The organism is Rhizobium aouanii (assembly GCF_037002925.1).
In the GTDB taxonomy this organism is placed as follows: domain Bacteria; phylum Pseudomonadota; class Alphaproteobacteria; order Rhizobiales; family Rhizobiaceae; genus Rhizobium; species Rhizobium aouanii.
The window spans coordinates 207,098-226,274 of the sequence record NZ_JBAMYD010000012.1 but is presented as its reverse complement, the minus strand read 5'-3'; the positions used below and the strand labels follow the sequence as shown (position 1 = coordinate 226,274).

Here is a 19,177-nt window from a genome sequence, read left to right as displayed (position 1 = left end):
AAGGCGACGAAAAGCACAAGCAAACCTCGAGCCTGCATCGCAGACGGTACCATCCGGCCGCTTTCCCTACAACCTAAGTCTAAGGCGTGACCGCTGTTTGCAACTTATTAACCATGTTGCCTGAAGCTTTTCTGATTGGGACGGGGAGCATCGGTCATGCATGCGCTGAAGGCGATAGACGATCTGGCCGGAGAACCGGCGGTCGAAGCGGGAGGGCCTGATCGCGAGGTGCTGCGCCACATCCTGCTGCGTCTTGCCGAAGAAGCCTCCACCCTTGGCATCGATCTCGTCGATATCGCCGGCGCCATCCAGGACATGGCGGGAATGTCGGCACGGCATGCCTCCGCCTTCGATCATGTCACCCGCACCGCGCTTTCGATTGCCGAGACCAACCGCTCGGTCGCCATGTCGTTGCGCGAGACCGACCGCACGGCGGCCGAGGCCCGCCACATGCTGAAAGAATCGGCCGACCGCCTGACGGGCTCCGTCGCCGAGATCGGTCACATGGTCCAGTCCTCCAACGAGATCGGCGCTGAGATCGCCGGCTTCTCGAAGTCGCTTGCCGATGTCGACAATATCGCCGAGGAGATCAGCACCATCGCCCGCCAGACCAACCTCCTGGCGCTGAACGCCGCGATCGAGGCGGCGCGCGCCGGCGATGCGGGCAAGGGTTTTGCGGTCGTCGCCACCGAGGTCCGGGCGCTTTCGCTGCAGACCTCGAAGGCGACCGGCTCCATCCAGCAGACGCTGGACGAACTGCGCGTGAAGATCGACCGGCTGTCGGCCGCCGGCAGCGATGCGCGCGACAGTGCAGCCGGCGTGCGTGACAAGTCGGAGGCGATGCGCGGCGCCTTCGAAAGCATGGAACATGTCATCACCCGCATCCTCGACAGTTCGACTGTCATGGCCAACACCACCGAGGCGGTCGATCAGCAATGCGCCGGTTTCGTCGAGAAACTCGGCGAGATGTCGGCCGAGGTCGCCGGCTCGAATGTCAGGCTGCAGCAGGCGGCAAAACGCGTCGACAGCGTCGTCGGCCTCTCGGAAACCCTGATCCAGCTGACGGCGAGCGCCGGCGTCAAGACCGCCGACAGCCGTTGGATCGAGGAAGCGCAGTCGGTGGCAAGACAGATTTCCGGCGCCTTCGAACGCGCCGTCGCTGAAGGGCAGATCGGGTTCGATGCGCTCTTCGATCGACGCTATCGGCCGATACCAGGCTCCGATCCGGCGCAGATGATGGCAGCCTTCACCGAGCTCACCGATCGCCTGCTGCCGCCGATCCAGGAGCCCGTCACAACCTTGGACGAGCGCATCGCCTTCTGCGCGGCGATCGACGAGAACGGCTATCTGCCGACCCACAACCGGAAATTCTCGCAAGCCCAGCGGCCTGGCGACACCGTCTGGAACACTGCCAATTGCCGCAATCGCCGCATCTTCGCCGATCGCGTCGGTCTTGCCGCCGGCCGCAGCACCGCACCCTTCCTTGTCCAGACCTATCGGCGAGACATGGGCGGCGGCAATTTCGTGATGATGAAGGATATCTCCGCTCCGATCACCGTCCGCGGACGGCATTGGGGAGGATTGCGGCTGGCAGTCAAGGTCTGACTTGGGGATCAAGGTTTGACCCCGGGGTCAAACTCTGGCCCTGCATTGCCGCCACCGGCGCGCCGGTCTATACCGCGCCGATGAGATTACGCGCCGACATCTTCGTTTCAGCCCTCCTGCGCCGCGTCTTCGCCAGCGGCGATTTCGCCGCCGTCGAGAAGAAGGGTGCGGAGGAGGCGGGTGCGATCTTCATCCGCCAGCACTTCCGCGACGGCCTGGAAACGCTCTATGCGCCGGCGCCGCAGACCGCTTTCGACGAAGGCCAGGCCGGCGACCGTCTGTTCGAGGTCCGCCTGTCGCGCAGCGATCCGGAAGCGGTGCGTGCGATGCTGGAGCGCGAACGCAAATTCGACCCCGATCTCTGGATCGTTGAGCTGGAGGCGGAGGAACTGGGCGACATGATCCCGCTGGCCAGGGACGGCTGACAGCCAAGGCGTGCGTCAGCTTTCACCTTTTCGAACAGCTCGCCATGCGGTGAGGTTAGTCGTTCTAATTCAGCGAGACCGCCGCCCCATGACGCGCATGTCGCGCTGCGGCGGCGCTTGGCGGATGAAGCGGTGGTTGGGCGTTTCCTGAGGTGCGGGCACATTGGGTACGTCGTGCCTATAGGTGTAGCGGTCGGCGCGCCGCCAGGCTTCGACGCGTTCGTGGCATTCTTCCGGGTCGAGCGCATCGAGCACCATCCAGCCGCGAGTGACATTGTGCTGCTGTTCGGCAAGGTGCGGATAGAGCCTTTCGAGCACGAAGACAGCATCGAGAAAGCTCATGCCGAGGCTGGTCAGCGTCGTGGCGAGCTGCTGGCCGGAAAGATCGAGCATGATGCGCTCGGCAAGCCAGCGGCTGGCGGAAAGCGCATCGGCAAGTGCGGTCGCGAAATGCGTCGCCTCGCGCGAGCGGGCGAAGCGCACCAGCAGCGCCTCCTGAATGTCGGTGAGCGTGCGCAGGCCGAGCCTGTCCTCGTCGGCCCGGCCGAGATGACCGGCAAGCCCGAGGATACGCTCGCGCAGCGCCTCTTCATTGGCAACCCGCTGTTCCTCCAGCGCGTCCGCCTCGTTGGTCTCTGCCGCTGCTGGCGAAAGCGGGACCGCTGGCGATTCCATGATCGGCGCCGATGCGGCCGGCGACCGCGGCTGGCTCTGGCGTAGCGCCACCAAAGCATCGATGACCTTCGGCGAGAGTGAATCGCGGCTGACGATCGCCTTGACATGCGTTGCACCCTGCATGCGCGCGATGGTGATCAGCGTATCGTCGGCGATTGCCTTTGAGGCGGCAAGAAAAGGGGCAGCGATCTCGATCGGCTGGTTGCCGATGAACAGCGCCACCGCGGCTGGCATGTTCTTGCATTGAGAAAGGGCGGCGACCGCCTGGCGCTTGGCCTCGTCGGAGGAGGCCTGGAACAGCGGCATGAAAAGTTCGGCGAATTGGCGCAGTTCGGACCGTGTCGGATGAGACAGGTTCTCGAAACTGCTGACAGTCGCCATCAATACCACGTCCTTTTTCCTGACGGCCAAGGGGCCTTCTAGGTCTCGAAACCGGTCACGCACAAATACACCCCGAAAACGCAGAACAAGGGGACCAAGGGCCGATATGCGTTGGCGGAACGCATGTCAGGCCATACGGTTATGAACAAATCCTACACCGGTACGGTTAATGCATGCTGAAGATTTTATTAAAATGTAACAGAGATATACACGCGCGGCGTGTCCAAAAATGGTTAGCCGGCACATAAAAATTCATGGTTTAGAAGGTGCGCCGCGACGATAGTTCATAACCGCTGAGATGGTGGAAAACTCAGGCGATCCTGTGATCGCGCAGCGCGTGCAGTAGTTTTTCGCGGCTGTCGTAACCGGCCTGATAAAGGTCGAGTGCTGCGGATGCCGCGAATTGCGCGTCGACGCTTTTGATGTCGATGCGCCGTTCTGCGCACCAGGCATCAAGCGCACTGCGCAGCACGTCGAGATCTTCAGGCGAGAAAGATGAATTCACCAGCAAAGACACCGCTTGCCCTCCGCATTCCGGCAAGAACGTGGAAATCCCGATCGATCGGAAGCCGGAAACGTGTGATCGACATGAGCGAACATACGCGCATCTGAGCGCCTCGCAATTAAATATTTTCATGATGTTTTTTTGCAACATCGCCCTTTTTCCCGGCCGGCGGATTGCAGCGCCGATGTCAACTATATGAATTGTTTCTAATTTTATCCGTTGATCTCCAGCCGGCCGTTTGCGCAGGCGGGGTGAAACCAAATCAACTCTTCGAGCGTTAAAGGGGAAGTAACGTGAACTGTGTTCGGCATCGGCCGAGTATTAGTAAACTGTTAACTGTCATCTGTCTCAATTCGGATAGGAACGACGCGATTTGAGTATTTGGATCGTTGAAACTCCGCATCACGGTATTTCAATCAGGTGCCGTGGGAAAGGCGCGAATGCCCTCGGTCCGGTCATCCCGGCACTGCAGGACGCGCCGGCCCGCACATTGGCGGGCAGGGTGAAATCCATCGCAACTTCATCCGTCTCGGGCAGTGCATGGAGACGAGAATGGCAATAGTAATTGCATTGGCGGATCGGCCGCCGCGGGCGCCGCGGCGCCCGGACAAGGAGCCCCGCGAAGCCAAGATCCTTTGGTTCACCGGCGTCCGCTACGAGCGGTTGGCCGAGAGCCCGAAACATCGTCCGGCGCCCGCGCCGCGCGTCAACAAGAAGTAACCGCTCTTCAACCTCAGCGAGCGGCGAATTGCTCGCAGCCGGCTTCCGTCAGGAAGTTGCGCGCAGCCTCATCGAAGCTCGCCTGCGGCGCCAGCGTCCGCAGCACGGCATAGCCGTCCGGCCGTGCCATTTCCACCAGGATCGCCTGCTGCAGCTCCTGCGGCAAGTTCTTGCGCAGGTCGGTCAGCTGGATGGGACTGCCGGCCAGCACGTCGAGCGCGCCGCCGACCGATGTTCTGTCGTTCATGCTGAAGACCTCGTTGGAGGCACTGTCATAGATCGCGATCGACCAGAAGGGCACGTTGCCCTTGGCGGTGAAATGTACCGGCGCATCCTCGACGTCGAAGGAGCAGACGGCGGTGCGCAGGAAGGGGTCGCCATTGGCAAGGCCAGCCTCGTCATATTGGTCGCCGAGCAGGTAGAAATTATTGAGGTCGCCCTCTGCCTCCACGCGGGTCGCCGCATCCCTGCCGGTGAAATGCGGCAGCGACAGGATGATGACGAGATGCAGCAGGGCTGCGCCGAAAAGGCCGGTCAGGACGGCGAAAAATATCCTAAGCATTGCCGCATCCGGTCTTGGTGAGCTTCGGCATAGCGAGGTCGATCACGCCGGAACTGCCGGCTGTCGGGGTGTCGAACAGCGTCAGCACCAGCCGGAAGGTGCCGGCCTCCGGCAGGGCCAGCCAGTTGCCCGGCTGCGCGACGGCTGAGATCTCGATCGAGAAACTGCTGTCTTGATTGCGCAGCACCGTCCAGGAATTGAGCGCTGAGGGATGCCCGGTCTTCACCGCTGCCGGATTGCCGCCATTGTCGGCGGTAAAGAGCGTCCAGAGCCGGGCAGGCGGCGTCTGCCCGCTGATGCGGTAGCGGCAATTGGCATTCAGCCGCGCGCCCTCGTCGTCGACGCTCGCCGTGAAGGTCAGGCCCTCGGCGCTGCCATAGAGAAGCTTGCCGGCACGCGCGCGATGCGATTTGGCGTAAGGATCGGCCTCGACTGTCTGCAACGCCGGAAAGGCCTCCCAGGCACCGAGCTTGATCGCCCCGAAACCCTGTGTCGCGTCCAGCGCATAAAGCGAAATCATGATCCCGCCGCCGAAGGCGACGATCAGCGTGATCGCGATAAAGAGGGGGAATCGAAACACGTCATGACCTTGGAAACCATATCGGATGAAAGGGTTACCACTGATTCTGGCAGGGTGGAATGCCGGGCCGTGACATAGGCGCCGATTGATCCCAGCTTATGTCCGTGCGGCAAAGCCGTCTGCCAGGTGCGGCAAAGCCGTCATGTAGGGCTGTCCGGTTCTGGCCGATGGCTGCCCCTCACCCTAGCCCTCTCCCCGTAAAACGGGGAGAGGGGACGTGCCTTGCGAGATGTGGGCGAGGAACGGAGAGGTTGCGGCGTGTCCCCTTCGCCCCGTCTACGGGGAGAAGGTGCCGGCAAGCGGATGAGGGGCCGGCGTCGGCAATCTCCCAGGCCGGAGATTTCGGAACCCGCGCGTAAGATCCCGCCAACTACTCCGCGCTCGCCACCTTCGCCGGCGCGAGCGGGGCGGCATCCTTCAGCTTCTCGCCGAGCTTCTTGAGGATGCCAGTCGATTGAACCGAGAGCATGCGCGGCCGGATGAGCTGCGGCAATCCGTCCTGCGGCTTGGCGGCGGCAGTCTTGGCGAAGTCCTTTTCCGAGGGCAGGGGGTTTTCGACGCCGGGGATGGCGCGCAGCGTCACACCCTGATGGGCGTAATCCATGGCGCGCTTGAAGGTCATCGCCGGCAGCGAACCGCCGGTCATCTCGTTGGTCGAGGTGTAGTCGTCATTGCCGAACCAGACGGCGCAGGTGTAATTGCCGGTGAATCCGACGAACCAGGCGTCGCGATAGGCCTGGGTCGTGCCGGTCTTGCCGGCCGTCAGGATGCCGTTGTCGAGGGCCGCCTTGCGCGCCGTGCCGACATAGGGAACGCGCGACAGCATCTGGTTCATATAGGCGTCGGCCTGTTCGGAGAGCACACGCTTCGGCGCCGGTTCGTCGCGGTCGAAATCATAGAGAACGTCGCCGTCGTAATCGAGGATCTGGGTGATGCCGTGGCGGCGCGACTGGTAGCCGCCGGCCGGGAAGGTGGCGTAGGCCGTCGCCTGGTCGAGGACCGTCACCTCGGAGGTGCCGATCGGGATGGTGACGTCGTCGCGGATCGGCGTTTCGACGCCGAGGTTCTTCGCCATCGCCCGGATCGGCTGAATACCGAGTTTTTCCTTGGCGAGCCGCACCGGCACGGTGTTGATCGACTGGGCGATCGCGGTCTCAAGCGTGATGCGGCCGGCATAGCGGTTTGCGTAATTGTGCGGGCTCCAGTTGCCCCAGTAGATCGGCGCATCGACGATCGTCGTCTGCGGTGTCATGCCGCTCTCCATCGCCACCGCATAAGTGTAGACCTTGAAGGACGAGCCTGGCTGGCGCAGCGCCCTGCTGGCGCGGTTGAACTGGCTCTCGCCGTAATCCCGGCCGCCGACCATGGCGCGGACGGCGCCGCCGTTTTCGATCATCACCATCGCGCCCTGCTTGGCGTGATAGGCCTCGCCATATTCTCGCAACGACGTTTCGACCGAATCCTCCGCCGCCTGCTGGATGCCCATGTCGATCGTCGTGCGCACGATCAGCGAATGCTGGTGGAAGCGCGACGAAAGCCGCTGCACCTCGTCGAAAGCCCAATCGAGGAAGAAATCGGGCGATTCCACCTCGTTGCGGTCGACGACGGTGGCCGGATTGCGCCTGGCGGCGATCACCTGGCCCTCGGTCATCAGCCCGCTTTGCACCAGATTGGTCAGCACTTCATTGGCGCGCGCACGCGCCGCCGGCAGGTTGACATGCGGTGCGTATTTCGCCGGCGCCTTGAACAGGCCGGCAAGCATGGCGGATTCGGCAAGGTTCACATCGGTGATGTTCTTGCCGAAATAGAACTGCGCCGCCGCCGCGGCGCCAAAAGTGCCGCCGCCCATATAGGCGCGGTCGAGATAGGTGGAGAGGATTTCCTTCTTGGAAAGGTTCGCCTCGAGCCAAAGCGCCAGGAACGCCTCGGTGACCTTGCGGTCGATCGAGCGTTCGTTCGACAGGAACAGGTTCTTGGCAAGCTGCTGCGTCAGCGTCGAGCCGCCCTGCACGACTTCGCCGGCGCGTGCATTCTCGCTCATGGCGCGGAAGAGGCCGATGAAATCGATACCGAAATGGTCGAAAAAGCGGCGGTCCTCGGTGGCGAGCACCGATTTGATCAGCGAATCCGGCAGCTCGTCGATCGGCACGGAATTCTGATGGATGACGCCGCGATGGCCTATGACATTGCCGTAGCGGTCGGTGAAGGTGACGGCGAAATCGCCGCGGTTGCGCCAGTCCTCCTTGGTCGCCTCGAAAGCGGGCTGGGCAAGCACCAGCAGCAGCACCGAGCCGGCCGCTCCGAGCGTCAGCCCTTCGCCGGCAAGTTCGAAGACCATGCGCTTCCAGCCGCGCACGCGGAAGCGGCGGAAGAAGATGGTAATGTCTTCCCAGATCTCGGCGGCGCGGAAGCCGGCGTTCCAGACGGTCGAATCGATCCAGGAATCGATGCGCAGCAGAATGTGACGGCTCTTCGCCGGCCGCTTTTCCGCCGCCTCGTTCGCCGCTTTTCCGGGCCTTTTTTCTGGCCCGTTTTCTGGCCCATTTCCTGGCCCATTTCCTGGGTTGTCCGGATCTTGCACGTCCTGTATTCCCGCCTGATCTCGCTTCGGTCATATCCGACGAAAGCGCGAGGCCCGCATATGGCCGCAAAGCTCTCCGATACGAGGAGAGAATTCTCCGAGTACCAGGAGTATACTGAAGGATTGATTGATTTTGCGGCTGATAACAAGAGAGATGCATCAGGGTCACGCGAATTTGCGGGTTGCTGTTGCAAGAAACGAACGATGAACGATCTGCCCTTCTGGAAGAGTAAGACGCTTGCCGAAATGACCGTCGCTGAGTGGGAAAGCCTCTGCGACGGCTGCGGCCTCTGTTGTCTCAACAAGATCGAGGAATGGGATAGCGGCGATATCTATTTCACCTCGGTCAGCTGCAAGCTTCTCGACGGCGAAAGCTGCCGCTGCTCCAGCTATGAGAACCGCTGGGATTTCGTGCCGGACTGCGTGCAGCTGACCAAGGAGAACGTGCCCGATATCGCCTGGCTGCCGCCCACCTGCGGCTACCGGCTGGTCAATGAAGGCCGCGACCTCTACTGGTGGCACCCGCTCGTCTCCGGCGACCCGGAGACCGTCCATGCCGCCGGCATTTCCGCGCGAGGCCGCGCGATCAACGAAAATGAGATCGATCTCGACGATCTCGAAGACTACGTCGTCGACTGGCCGCTGACTGTGGGCGAGGAGAAGGACGATGAGGACGCCTGATACGGCTGACGAAGGCTTTCTCTTGCGGGGCGAATGACGCATTCGCACAGCGCACGCCTTACCTCCGCGCGATGCGTAAAATCCGCATTGGCCGCTGCTTGATTATTGAAGAGTGAGACCCTACTTGCAGTGCGACCCGCTGGTCCGGGCCCCTCTGGCGAGAGCTTCGGCACTCTTGTGATGTCGGACCTCTTCTCCGACAACCAGTGCCGACAGGGGACTATCCTTGAATCTCTCTTTTTTGTTCGTCGAGCGGCTGGGAACGCCGCTCTGGATGTGGTCGAGCTTTTTCGCCCCGCTTCCGTTACCTGAAGCCGGCGCTTGCCATCGTGCTGATCTTCATCGGCTCGAAGATCCTTCTCGCCGATCTGTTGGGCCTTGAAAAATTTCCGGCCGCGCTCTTGCTCAGCATCGCTTTCGCGATCATCGCTGCCGGAGCGGTCTGGAGCCTCCTCAAAAAGCGGGATCCGCAGCAGCCCGCCTGAGCGGGCTCTGCGAGGGAATACCTTAACAAAGGAAGGAAACAGATATGATTTCAAATTTCATCGGCTGGATTTTTGCCCTGCTCGTCGTCGATCCGTTGCAGGCTGAGATACAGCAACAGGCTGAGCGCGCCCGGCTTCCCGTGGAGATCGTCCGCCAATCCCAGGCCTGCCTGACATCCCGGGGGCCGAAGCTCATAGAGCGCGCTGCCGGCGACTACGGCTGGGCGGCGGCCACAGTCGTCAGCATAGCGATCGGCCATACCGCGCCGGCCGAACTTCTCGACGGCAGCGACCCGCAATGCGCAGCCCTCGTCGGCGCCCTGAAGGGAGCCGACGAGGGTGCGTGACGGTGGTCAGCTGAAAATGGACTGCGTGATGTCTGATCAAGACGGTGTGGCCACCGCGCGGCTCCGGGAGATGCTGGAACTCGCCCGGGTGAGGGGCGGCCTCTCCATCGGCGAGGCTCTGGAGGCGATGGGCTCGACGAGCATCGCCTTCACCATCCTGTTCCTGGCAATCCCGGCGCTGACCCCGATTCCCGGGCCGTTCGGAATGATTTTCGGCACCGCGCTTGCGCTGGTCTCCCTCCAGATCGTTGCGGGCGGCCGGAAGGTCTGGCTGCCCGCCATCGTCAGGGATCGCCGGGTTTCGTCCGCATCGCTTGATCTCGTCGTGGGTCACGCGGTCCCGGTGATCGCCCGGGTGGAGAGGGTCGTGCGCGCCGGCCGGCTGGAGGCCTTCACCGGCCCGACGGTGCAGGCGCTGCTCGGCATTCCTGTCTTCCTGCTCGCCGTGGTGATCGCGCTGCCGATCCCCTTCGGCAATATTCTGCCGGTGTTCTCGCTGGTGGTGCTCGCCGTCGCCCTGATGGAGCGGGATGGTCTCGTCACCCTGATCGGACTGCTGCTCACCTTGGCGACAATCGTCGCGACCGCCGCTTTGCTTTATTTTATCAAGGCGATGATCTTCACAGCCTCTTAAGCTGAATGGACAGGTACAGCGACGAGGAAGCGCCGAAGCTCCGTCTCCACATAGGCGGCCACCGGCCCCTCGGCGCCAAAACCCCACCAGATGAGCGAACCCTGCCATTGCGACAGCATCAGCCGGGCGATCGTCTCCGGCGCCTTTGCCGATCCGAAACATCGCGCGATCGCCGCGGTCAGTGCCGCTCCCCAGGCAGCACCCCGGGCGCGCAGTACCGGATCGCGAAAATCCTCGCGAAGCACCAGCAGTCCCTCGCCATAGGCGGCGGCATTGTCGCCGTAATCCTGCGACAGGCCGACGAGCAGCGCGACCGCGCCGTCCGGCGTTTTCGGCACGGTCTCGGCAAGCCGCGCCGTTTCCGCATCCAGCCGGTCCCAGGCATAAAGCAGCGCTGCGCGCAGCATCGCTGCTTTCGTGGCGAAACGCTGCACCAGCGTCGAACCGGAAAGTCCGCTGGCTTTCGCCACCGCCGCAAAGGTCGCTGCATCCGGCCCCTCGGCATGAATCAGCGCCAGCACCATGGCGAGAAGCTGTTTGTCGGACAGTGTGCGGCGGCGCGGCATGAAATTCCTCTTGCATTCAGGTCATATATAAACGATCATTCGTTTATAAACAAGGGGCGCTGGCTAATACTTGGCGCTTCATTACGGCATGAGGCGTTCTAGCGTGGAGGATGGAGAAGTGACAGCGAACTTGCGGGAGAAAGTGGCCTTGGTGGCGGGTGCTACGCGCGGCGCCGGCCGAGGCATCGCGGTGGAACTCGGCGCCGCCGGCGCCACCGTCTACGTGACCGGGCGCACGACGCGTGCCCAGCAATCCGAGTATGCCCGACCGGAGACGATCGAGGAGACGGCCGAGCTGGTGACATCAGCCGGCGGCAAGGGCATTGCCGTGCAGGTGGACCATCTCGTCCAGCGGCAGGTCGAGGCGCTGGTCGCCCGCATCCGCGGCGAGGCCGGCCGGCTCGATATTCTCGTCAACGACATCTGGGGCTGTGAGAAACTATTCGAATGGGACAAGGCCGTCTGGGAGCATTCGCTGGACAAGGGCCTGCGCATGCTGCAGCTCGGCATCGAGACGCATCTGATCACCGCCCATTACGCCCTGCCGCTGATGATCGAGCGGCCCGGCGGGCTGCTGGTGGAGATGACCGACGGCACGGCCGAATACAATGCCACCCATTACCGGCTGTCGCCCTTTTACGACCTCGTCAAGACAGGCGTCACCCGCATGGCCTGGGCGCATGCGCAAGACTTGGAAAAACACGGCGCCACCGCCGTTTCGATCACGCCCGGCTGGCTACGCTCCGAAATGATGCTGGATGCTTATGGTGTTCGCGAGGAGAACTGGCGCGAAGCGACGAAAGTACAGCCGCATTTCGCCATTTCCGAAACCCCGCGCTACGTCGGCCGGGCCGTTGCGGCGATCGCTGCCGATCCCGATCGCGCCCGCTGGAACGGCCAGTCGCTGTCGAGCGGCGGAGTGGCCAAGACCTATGGTTTCGACGATATCGACGGTTCGCGGCCGGATTGCTGGCGCTACATGGTGGAAGTGCAGGAGCCGGGCAGACTGGCGGATGTGACAGGCTATCGCTAGAGCATGATGCCGAAAAGTGTGAGCGGTTTTCGGACGACATCATGCTCTAACTATTTAATTTAGAACAGGATGATTTACTGGCAATTCCAGGAACAAAAGGTTAGAGCGGCTCCGCGCTTCCGTGAAAGCTAAACCGCTCTAACGCCCCGTTATCATGCTGTGGCTAGCCGCGCCGCCTCGCGAAACGAGACCAGCCGCTTCGTCTGCTCGTCCCACAGCACCAGCTTGACGCAACGCAGGCTTTCCATGAGCGTGATGCGGCCCAGATCGGCAAGCTCAGGATGATCTCGCAGCACCTCCGGCAGCCGGTAGTAAGGCACCCGGCTCGACAGATGATGCACGTGGTGGATGCCGATATTGCCGGTGATCCAGCGCAGCACCGGCGGCAGGTCGTAATGCGAGGCGCCATGGAGGGCCGCATGCTGGAACTGCCATTCCGGCTTCTTCGACCAATGTGTTTCCTCGAATTGATGCTGCACGTAGAACAGCCAGACGCCGGCGGCACCTGCCAGAAGCACGGTCGGCAGATGCACCAGGAGAAAGGGGACGATCCCGACCGCCCAGATCAGCAGCGCGGCGGCCACTACGATGGCAAGATTGGTCGCCATAGTCGAGACCCAGGGCAGGGCGCCGGAGCGCATCATGCCGAAAGGCAGGCGCTGCTTGAACAGGAACAGCCATGCCGGTCCGATCCCGAACATTACGATCGGGTGCCGGTAGAGCCGGTAGCCGAGCCGGCCCCAGCGCGACAGCGCATTATATTCGGCGGTTGTCAGCGTTTCGATGTCGCCAACGCCGCGCTCGTCCAGGTTCCCGGCCGAGGCGTGGTGTTCCGCATGCGCCCGGCGCCAATAGTCGTAAGGCGTCAGCGTCAGGATGCCGATCGTGCGTCCAACCCAGTCGTCGACGCGGCGGCGAGCGAAAAACGAGCCGTGGCCGCAATCATGCTGGATCATGAACAGCCGGAGCAGGAAGGCGGCGGCGGGAAGGACGAGGATCAGGCCGGGCCAGAAGCTGTAATGAACCGCTGCCCATGCGGCAGCCCAGAACAGCGCGAAGGGGACGACGGTGACGGCAAGCTCGAAGGCGCTACGTCCGGCCCGCGGCTGGCGATATCCGGCAAGGATCTTCAGCCAGCGCTTTTCAGCGAAAAGCGCCGCTTGCTCCGCGGATCGCTCCGGGTTGTCGTCGGGCTCACCCAAAGGGGCCACTTGGATTTCCTCGCACTCGCTGCGGCGCGTAGATTCGATCACAGAGTGACGCCGTGAAAGGCGGTGATCGCCGAAAAGCCGAGTGCAATCACCACGGCCGAGCGAATGAGGAAGAGCGGATAGTCGAAGTGGTACATCGTATGAAGAGTGGTCATGGTTACAGCAATTCCTGTTTTTCTGAAAACATGTCAATGGGTGATGGTGTCACGCCAGAGCGCGGCGCGTTCGACAAGACGCGCTATCACTTGCGCTGTTATGCGCACGGGGGCGGAGCGGGGGCTCGATAAGAGGTTCTATTTCTTTGGAGCACTGCCCTGCGGGGCGGTTTTGGTCGCCGTCTTCATCTGATTGGCGAATGTGCTTTCCACCTTCGCTGCCTGCTTGTCCTTCTTCGGCTTCCGGACCTCGCGATTGCTTCTTACTTGTCCTTTTGCCATCGATAAAATCTCCCTTTAGATCGAAATTGAAAGCCGCAGCCTGCGTGGTATTCGCCCCGCTAGTCGGTCGCGATCGGAGATCGCGGGATCGTCATGAGGGGCAGCCCGACAACACCGGGCCGCAGGGATGGAATGAAAATGATGTCTGCTGAAACCGCATCGCAGTCTGGAGGCGGATGACCGGAGAGGTCACCGAAAGCCAAACCCGACGTTGAGACGGGACGTCACCATGCTTTCGCGATCGGGAAAATGGCGGGGCCGGAAACCCGGTCACCGCAAATGCCGCATCGGCCAAATCAGCGAGCCCTCCTTATAGAGTAAAATTGAGGTGCCATTAAGGCCACCGCCGCAGGAAAGCCATATTTCCACAGGGGATAAAGCGCGCCGCGCAAAACTGGGCAGCGATTTTGCGATAACAGCGTGCGAAACAATAGGGCTAAAGCGCGAGGGATGAATCTTCCGACGCGCTTAGTCATTCACGGGAAACAGGCGGATCAGCTTCGTTCTTTCCATCTCCGCACGGCCTGATGCAGACATGATGCCGCGGGCCAAACAGAGTTCTATGTCCCGTCCGATATCGAGCGGCACCAGCATGCCGCCGGCCTTGAGCAGGCGGTCTGTCATCGACAGAAGCAGATCCACTTTCGCCTGGCAGCCATCGCTTTCCAGGAGCGCCACCCGGCGCTCCTTGTCGGTGACAGCAAGAACTCTAGCCTGCCCGCGTTGTTGGTAAGCCCCGAATTGCACCCATCCGAAATAACCGGCCGCTGCGACGCAGATACAAAGCAAAAGGGTTTTTCGCACAATATTCCTTCGGAGCCGGGCGGCTCGATTGCCGCTAAAGCATGTCGCGCAAAAGTGTGAAGCGGTTTTGCGCTAACGGCATGCGTAAAACAAAAACCTAAAGCGCGAGGAGTGAATCTGAAAGATCGCGACGCGCTTTAGAACATCAGTGAGAGCATGATGTCGTCCGAAAACCGCTCACACTTTTCGGCATCATGCTCTAGCCGGCGACGCGTCTTTCGCGGGGCAATCCCTGTATCGCATATCGATTAAAGACGGGGGTTATCGGTTTCGGCGGCGTCTTCAGCTTGCCGAAATGGTGTTCGAGCGCTTGTGAGAGCATGGCCGGTGAGGTGACGCCCTCTTCGAACAGCCTGATTAACAGTATGGCCGCGACGTTGAAGACGCGTTCGTTGCCGATCAGAATTTTGGCGTCGTAGCCGGCGTCGTCGAGCACGCCTTGCAGCATGTCGAGATCGGACGAAGTCAGATGCGACTTTTCGAAAGTGGAAGACATCGGTCCTCCTTTCATCGGGGCAAGGGTATAAAAACCCTCAGTCGGCAGCGCCCGTACACTGGCTGCCGAAGTTGCGACCATGCGCCTTTCACCCAGGCAACGCAACGGGATTCTTGCTGCAGATATCGCTCCGGTTCATGAGTAGCCCGCACCGGTCAGGGTGCGGGCTGATGACGGTCATTCCGCCGCCTGATAGTTGGGTCTCCGGGCGGCCGATGTCCGCGGACCGGCGGCTGCAAGCAAGGTAATCGCCACCGCAAGCAGCGCCACGAAGGCGATGCCGGCGACATAGGGGTCCCAGCCGAAGTGCGGTGCGGCGCCGAAGACTGCCGAGGCCGCCGCAAGCACGATGCCGCCGCCGATCTGGAAGGAGGCGAAGAGCAGTCCTGAGGCGAGCCCCGACTTATCGTCCTCAACGTCGGAAAGGGCCGCGACCTGCACTGAGGGGTAGGTCATGGCGTAACCGAGGCCGAGCGGGATCTGCGAAAACAGCACGAGCAGGATCGGGTCGACATGTCCGAGTGCGGTCACCCAGAAGATATAGCTGAACGCTTGCAGGCCGACACCCGCCGCCATCAGCCCAGTGGCGCCGCGATTTTGCGCGAGCGTCGCAAAACGTGGCGCCAGGAACATTACGAAGACGCCGCCAAGCGCAAAACAGAAGCCGGTGGTGAAGGCCGACCAGCCGATGACGTTTTGATAATAGAGCGTCGCCAGGAACTGGAAGCCGACATAGGCGCCCTGGAAGAGGGCGGCGATGGCGTTGGCATGCCGGAGCTTGGCTCGGCGGAACATGCCGAGCGGCACCATCGGATCGGTATGGCGGGCTTCGACCACGAGGAAGAGCAGGATCAGCACCAGCGACGCGGCGAGCGAACCCCAGGTCGGGAAGGCCCGCCAGCCGGCGGCTGCGGCATTGGTGATGCCGAAGACGAAGAGCAGCAGTCCGGGCGTGATCGTCAGCGCGCCGGCCCAGTCGAAGCTCGGCCGCGGTCCTGTCCTTTTCGGGTCGGCCGGCAGCGCCAGCGGCGCAAGAAGGAGTGTCAGGATCGCCACGGGCGCGCCCATGACAAGCGTCGCACGCCAGCTGAAGATCGTCGCGGCACCGCCGAGCACCATGCCGAGCACGAAGCCGGTGGCGCCGGTCGAGGCGAAGACCCCGAGCGCCTTTGCCCGTGCTGTTCCCTCGCCGAAGACGGAGAGCAGCAGCGCAAGGGCAGCAGGCGCAGTGAAGGCGGCGGCAATGCCCTTGATCAAGCGGGCGGCAATCAGCGTCGGCCCGCTATCGACGAAGCCGCCGGCGATGCTGGCGGCGGCAAAGATCGCCAGCGACCAGAGGAAGACGCGGCGATGGCCGAAGACGTCGGCGACCCGGCCGCCGAGCAGCAGAAAGCCGCCATAACCGAGCACATAGGCGCTGACGGCCCATTGCAGCGATGTCGCCTCCATGCCGAGTTCGGCCTGGATGGCAGGCAAGGCAACGCCGATGGTGGAGACGTCCATGGCGTCGAGGAAGTTGGCGGTGCAGAGCAGCAGCAGTGCCAGCCCCGCCCCGCTTCGCGATTTGGAAAGAGTCATCGAAATCGTTCCTTCTTTGCTGCCGCCTCATCGGGGGAGTTGCCGGGCGGCAGGGAACGAGAAAATGTACAGCTTCCTTTCCTATTGCAAATTGATAGTAGCCATGCCAGGTATTACTGACGATGATGAATGATGCCACGCTTCGCAAGATCGATCTCAATCTCCTGCTGGCCTTTTCGGTGCTGATGCAGGAGCGCAATGTCAGTCGCGCCGCCGAACGGCTGCTGCTCGGCCAGCCGGGCCTGTCGGCCGCTTTGCGGCGCCTGCGCGAGGCGCTGGACGACGAACTGTTCGTGCGTGTCGGCCGCGGCCTGCAGCCGACGCCGCGCGCCCTTTCCATCGCCCCGGCGATCGAGGATGCGCTGTCGGGCATCGAGCGCGCCATCCGCCCGCAGGCCGAATTCGATCCGGCAAGCTGGCAGGGCGAGTTCCGCATCGGCATGTGCGACAATCTCGAATCGGCTTTCTTCGGCCCGCTTGCCGCCCGTCTTCTAAAGCTTTCACCCGGCGCCCGGTTGATCGGCATCGCTTCCGAAAAGCGCGATGCCGCGCGCCGGCTGGACGAGGGCGTCTTCGACTTCAGCGTCTCCGTGCATGATGAACCGGCCTCCTGGCACATCCGTGCGCCGCTGTTCGATCAGGCCTCGATCTGCATTTACGATGCCGCCCAGCTCCGGCTGAAGGCGCCGCTGAGCCTTGAAGATTTCGCCAATGCCGCCCATCTCACCGTCTCGTTCGAAGGCAATGCCGCGACCAGCATCGACATCGCGCTCGGCCGCACCGGCCACGTCAGACAGGTGGTCGCGACGGTGCCGCGTTTTTCCGCCTTGCCGACGGCACTGCGGGCGATGCCCGCCATCGCCACCGTGCCGGAATCGATCGGCCGCTGCATGGCGCAACTGCATGGACTGACGATCTGCGCGCCGCCGCTTGCGCTACCGGCCGATCCCGTGACCATGCTCTATCGCCGCGTCGACCAGGCGGACGGCCGGGCGCGCTGGTTCCGCCGCCTGTTCCTCGACGTCGCCAGCCAAGCGCTCGAAGCCTCCGGCTGCCGCGTATCCATATCCAGAGCGGCGGCCTGAATTTTTAGAGCTCGCCCTTGTGGAAATAGGCTTCGAGGCGGTAACCGTCCGGGTCGATGACGAAGGCGGCATAATAGAAGCGCCCGTAATCCGGCCGGACACCCGGTTCACCTTATCCGTGCCGCCGGATGCGACCGCCGCCGCGTGAAAGGCATCGACCGCCGCCTCATCAGGCGCGACGAAGCAGAAATGCAGTCCGGACCGCATGTCGGCAACAACAGGCTGCTCGACCTGCATCACCCAGAGCCCGACCGTTTCCGGGCCGTAGCCGATCATGGTGTCGGAATTAGACAGGCGCTCATATCCGAGTGGCGCCAGCGCCGCATCGTAGAAACGGCGGGCTCTTTCCAAGTCTTTTACGCCGATGGAGATATGATCGAACATGGACTGCGAACTCCTTCTCTGCTCATCCCCGGTGTGAGCTCTCTCATCACCGGTGTGAGCTCTCTCACCCTCAAGATGGCACGATGACAACATCTTTCAACCGTCGTTCTAAGTCAGCGAACGGGCGCATCGTCAGCGGCCTGCGCGCTCATTCATGGCCGGCGATTCTGTCCAGCGCCTTGGCGAAGAAATCGGGGGCTCCGAAATTGCCGCTCTTCAGCGCAAGCCCGAGCGGTCCGGAGCGGTCGGCCACGAGAACCGGTACGCCGGGATCGATCTCCGGCCCGATCATCATGTTCTTGAGACCGAGCGCTTCCACCACCGCGCCGGAAGTTTCTCCGCCGCCGACGACGATCTGCCGCATGCCGGCATCGGCGAGCCGCCGCGCCAGCCCGCCAAAGAAGGTCTCGATTTTTTCAGCCACGTCCTCGCGCCCGAAACGCTGCTGCACGAAGCTCACCACTTCAGGAGCGGCTGTCGAATAGACGATCGGATTTTCGGCGGCATTCGCTTCCACCCAGCGTGCCGCGCGCTCCACCGACATTGATCCGCGCATCAGCACCGCCGGATCGATCGCAAGCCCCGGATGGTTCTGCAGGTGGCAGGCGACCTGGTTCTGCGAGGTCGTGGAGCAGGAGCCGCAGATCACGACACCAGGACCCTCGACCAGAGGCACTTCGGCCGCCGTACCTGAGAGCTTGCCCTGGTTGCGGAAATTCTGCGGCAAGCCCTGCGCAATGCCAGAGCCGCCGGTCACCAGCTTGTGGTCGGCGACCGCGGCCGCGATCGTCGCCAGGTCGTCGTCCTCGATGGCGTCGACGACGACGAGGCGGTGGCCGGCGGTGAGTTCGGCGCGCAGGCCGTTGCGCAAGGCCGCAGCGCCCGAGCGCACCACGTCGAGCGCAATGCTGCCGATTTCGCCTTTCGTCTGCTGCTGCAGCCAGCGGCGGATGTCGGGATCGGTCATCGGCGTCAACGGATGGTTCTGCATGCCGGATTCGCTAAGCAGCCGGTCGCCGACGAAGAGATGTCCCATGAAAAGCCTTCGGCCGGTCGCCGGAAAGGCCGGGCAGACGACGGCGACGCCGGTGCCGGTGAGGCGCAGCAGCGCTTCAGCCACCGGCCCGATATTGCCTGAAGGCGTCGAATCGAAGGTCGAGCAATATTTGAAGACGATCTGCTCGCAGCCCTGCTCGAGCAGCCAGCGCGCCGCCTCCAGCGACTGGCGCACCGCATCGTCGACCGGCGCTGAGCGCGTCTTCAGCGCGACGACGCCGGCCTCGCAATCCGTCTTGCCGCGGCCGGTGCCGACGAACTGAACGGTCGACATGCCGCCTCTCGCAAGCGTGTTGGCAAGATCGCTGGCGCCGGTGAAATCATCGGCAATCGCCCCAAGCAGCAT

Annotated in this window: 20 protein-coding genes and 2 pseudogenes; 9 read left to right on the top strand and 13 right to left on the bottom strand. The window is 62.7% G+C overall.

The annotated features are described in order from the left end of the window. The first annotated feature begins 156 nt into the window (after positions 1-156). Both V8P77_RS21865 and V8P77_RS21860 read left to right on the top strand, forming a co-directional pair. Complete coding sequence (locus V8P77_RS21865) at positions 157-1,605, top strand: methyl-accepting chemotaxis protein (protein ID WP_335914210.1); 1,449 nt, start codon at positions 157-159, stop codon at positions 1,603-1,605. A gap of 80 nt (positions 1,606-1,685) precedes the next feature. Beyond that, entirely contained in the window at positions 1,686-2,030 is a 345-nt protein-coding gene (locus tag V8P77_RS21860; protein ID WP_335914209.1) for a DUF1491 family protein, read from the top strand. A gap of 69 nt (positions 2,031-2,099) precedes the next feature. Here the strand turns inward: V8P77_RS21860 and V8P77_RS21855 are convergent, their stop codons facing one another. Then, positions 2,100-3,149 (bottom strand): DUF2336 domain-containing protein, encoded by a 1,050-nt coding sequence (locus V8P77_RS21855; protein WP_335914208.1) that lies wholly within the window; start codon positions 3,147-3,149, stop codon positions 2,100-2,102. Positions 3,150-3,396: 247 nt separating this feature from the next. Next, positions 3,397-3,603, bottom strand: a complete 207-nt coding sequence (locus tag V8P77_RS21850; protein WP_077976028.1) for a hypothetical protein — start codon at positions 3,601-3,603, stop codon at positions 3,397-3,399. A 540-nt stretch (positions 3,604-4,143) separates the two neighbouring features. On the opposite strand from V8P77_RS21850, the gene V8P77_RS21845 reads away from it, so the two are divergent. Next, on the top strand, positions 4,144-4,311 hold the full coding sequence (locus tag V8P77_RS21845) for a hypothetical protein (RefSeq protein WP_335914207.1): 168 nt from the start codon (positions 4,144-4,146) through the stop codon (positions 4,309-4,311). Between the two features lie 13 nt (positions 4,312-4,324). Here V8P77_RS21845 and V8P77_RS21840 read toward each other — a convergent pair whose 3' ends face one another. From V8P77_RS21840 to V8P77_RS21830, 3 genes are all read right to left on the bottom strand, one after another. Next, on the bottom strand, positions 4,325-4,873 hold the full coding sequence (locus tag V8P77_RS21840) for a DUF1254 domain-containing protein (protein WP_017963550.1): 549 nt from the start codon (positions 4,871-4,873) through the stop codon (positions 4,325-4,327). Next, positions 4,866-5,453, bottom strand: a complete 588-nt coding sequence (locus V8P77_RS21835) for a DUF1214 domain-containing protein (RefSeq protein WP_017959644.1) — start codon at positions 5,451-5,453, stop codon at positions 4,866-4,868. Before V8P77_RS21835 ends, V8P77_RS21840 begins: the two co-directional genes overlap by 8 nt. A gap of 370 nt (positions 5,454-5,823) precedes the next feature. Next, entirely contained in the window at positions 5,824-8,034 is a 2,211-nt protein-coding gene (locus tag V8P77_RS21830; protein WP_335914206.1) for a transglycosylase domain-containing protein, read from the bottom strand. A gap of 204 nt (positions 8,035-8,238) precedes the next feature. Here V8P77_RS21830 and V8P77_RS21825 point away from each other — a divergent pair, with 204 nt between their 5' ends. The 4 genes and pseudogenes from V8P77_RS21825 to V8P77_RS21810 all read left to right on the top strand — a co-directional run bounded on the left by V8P77_RS21825 (position 8,239) and on the right by V8P77_RS21810 (position 10,181). Next, complete coding sequence (locus V8P77_RS21825; RefSeq protein ID WP_012756671.1) at positions 8,239-8,715, top strand: YcgN family cysteine cluster protein; 477 nt, start codon at positions 8,239-8,241, stop codon at positions 8,713-8,715. A gap of 296 nt (positions 8,716-9,011) precedes the next feature. Beyond that, positions 9,012-9,200 (top strand): annotated as a pseudogene (locus V8P77_RS21820) (TerC family protein); the annotation flags it as partial. A gap of 44 nt (positions 9,201-9,244) precedes the next feature. Next, complete coding sequence (locus tag V8P77_RS21815) at positions 9,245-9,547, top strand: hypothetical protein (RefSeq protein WP_335914205.1); 303 nt, start codon at positions 9,245-9,247, stop codon at positions 9,545-9,547. Between the two features lie 28 nt (positions 9,548-9,575). Beyond that, a complete protein-coding gene (locus tag V8P77_RS21810) occupies positions 9,576-10,181 on the top strand; it encodes an exopolysaccharide biosynthesis protein (RefSeq protein ID WP_335914204.1) in 606 nt (201 codons plus the stop codon). Here V8P77_RS21810 and V8P77_RS21805 read toward each other — a convergent pair. Next, on the bottom strand, positions 10,178-10,747 hold the full coding sequence (locus tag V8P77_RS21805; RefSeq protein ID WP_335914203.1) for a TetR family transcriptional regulator: 570 nt from the start codon (positions 10,745-10,747) through the stop codon (positions 10,178-10,180). The genes V8P77_RS21810 and V8P77_RS21805 overlap by 4 nt on opposite strands. Before the next feature lie 118 nt (positions 10,748-10,865). Here V8P77_RS21805 and V8P77_RS21800 point away from each other — a divergent pair, with 118 nt between their 5' ends. Beyond that, on the top strand, positions 10,866-11,780 hold the full coding sequence (locus V8P77_RS21800) for an SDR family oxidoreductase (protein WP_335914202.1): 915 nt from the start codon (positions 10,866-10,868) through the stop codon (positions 11,778-11,780). A gap of 152 nt (positions 11,781-11,932) precedes the next feature. Here the strand turns inward: V8P77_RS21800 and V8P77_RS21795 are convergent, their stop codons facing one another. From V8P77_RS21795 to V8P77_RS21775, 5 genes are all read right to left on the bottom strand, one after another. Beyond that, the gene (locus V8P77_RS21795; protein WP_335914242.1) at positions 11,933-12,982 is read right to left on the bottom strand and encodes a fatty acid desaturase; all 1,050 of its coding nucleotides are present in this window, start codon (positions 12,980-12,982) and stop codon (positions 11,933-11,935) included. A 302-nt stretch (positions 12,983-13,284) separates the two neighbouring features. After that, positions 13,285-13,428, bottom strand: a complete 144-nt coding sequence (locus tag V8P77_RS21790; RefSeq protein WP_003546677.1) for a hypothetical protein — start codon at positions 13,426-13,428, stop codon at positions 13,285-13,287. Between the two features lie 468 nt (positions 13,429-13,896). Beyond that, positions 13,897-14,232 (bottom strand): hypothetical protein, encoded by a 336-nt coding sequence (locus V8P77_RS21785; protein ID WP_335914201.1) that lies wholly within the window; start codon positions 14,230-14,232, stop codon positions 13,897-13,899. A 199-nt stretch (positions 14,233-14,431) separates the two neighbouring features. Next, entirely contained in the window at positions 14,432-14,809 is a 378-nt protein-coding gene (locus tag V8P77_RS21780) for a hypothetical protein (protein WP_017959655.1), read from the bottom strand. A gap of 96 nt (positions 14,810-14,905) precedes the next feature. After that, positions 14,906-16,306 (bottom strand): MFS transporter, encoded by a 1,401-nt coding sequence (locus V8P77_RS21775; protein ID WP_335914199.1) that lies wholly within the window; start codon positions 16,304-16,306, stop codon positions 14,906-14,908. Between the two features lie 122 nt (positions 16,307-16,428). Here V8P77_RS21775 and V8P77_RS21770 point away from each other — a divergent pair, with 122 nt between their 5' ends. Continuing rightward, positions 16,429-17,391, top strand: coding sequence for a LysR family transcriptional regulator (locus V8P77_RS21770; protein WP_335914198.1), 963 nt, complete (start codon positions 16,429-16,431; stop codon positions 17,389-17,391). Between the two features lie 4 nt (positions 17,392-17,395). On the opposite strand, the pseudogene V8P77_RS21765 reads toward V8P77_RS21770, so the two are convergent. Continuing rightward, a pseudogene (locus V8P77_RS21765) lies at positions 17,396-17,775 on the bottom strand (VOC family protein). 148 nt (positions 17,776-17,923) lie between these two features. Next, positions 17,924-19,177 carry a 3-oxo-tetronate kinase gene (gene otnK, locus V8P77_RS21760; RefSeq protein ID WP_077976038.1) on the bottom strand — a complete coding sequence of 418 codons (1,254 nt, stop codon included), beginning with the start codon at positions 19,175-19,177 and terminating at the stop codon, positions 17,924-17,926.

Coding starts and splice junctions, on each gene's coding strand:
- V8P77_RS21865 (WP_335914210.1), top strand. CDS start 157: ATGCATGCGCTGAAGGCGATAGACGATCTGGCCGGAGAACCGGCGGTC.
- V8P77_RS21860 (WP_335914209.1), top strand. CDS start 1,686: ATGAGATTACGCGCCGACATCTTCGTTTCAGCCCTCCTGCGCCGCGTC.
- V8P77_RS21845 (WP_335914207.1), top strand. CDS start 4,144: ATGGCAATAGTAATTGCATTGGCGGATCGGCCGCCGCGGGCGCCGCGG.
- V8P77_RS21840 (WP_017963550.1), bottom strand. CDS start 4,873: ATGCTTAGGATATTTTTCGCCGTCCTGACCGGCCTTTTCGGCGCAGCC.
- V8P77_RS21825 (WP_012756671.1), top strand. CDS start 8,239: ATGAACGATCTGCCCTTCTGGAAGAGTAAGACGCTTGCCGAAATGACC.
- V8P77_RS21815 (WP_335914205.1), top strand. CDS start 9,245: ATGATTTCAAATTTCATCGGCTGGATTTTTGCCCTGCTCGTCGTCGAT.
- V8P77_RS21810 (WP_335914204.1), top strand. CDS start 9,576: ATGTCTGATCAAGACGGTGTGGCCACCGCGCGGCTCCGGGAGATGCTG.
- V8P77_RS21805 (WP_335914203.1), bottom strand. CDS start 10,747: ATGCCGCGCCGCCGCACACTGTCCGACAAACAGCTTCTCGCCATGGTG.
- V8P77_RS21790 (WP_003546677.1), bottom strand. CDS start 13,428: ATGGCAAAAGGACAAGTAAGAAGCAATCGCGAGGTCCGGAAGCCGAAG.
- V8P77_RS21780 (WP_017959655.1), bottom strand. CDS start 14,809: ATGGTCGCAACTTCGGCAGCCAGTGTACGGGCGCTGCCGACTGAGGGT.
- V8P77_RS21775 (WP_335914199.1), bottom strand. CDS start 16,306: ATGACTCTTTCCAAATCGCGAAGCGGGGCGGGGCTGGCACTGCTGCTG.
- V8P77_RS21770 (WP_335914198.1), top strand. CDS start 16,429: ATGATGAATGATGCCACGCTTCGCAAGATCGATCTCAATCTCCTGCTG.
- otnK (WP_077976038.1), bottom strand. CDS start 19,177: ATGCTGCTTGGGGCGATTGCCGATGATTTCACCGGCGCCAGCGATCTT.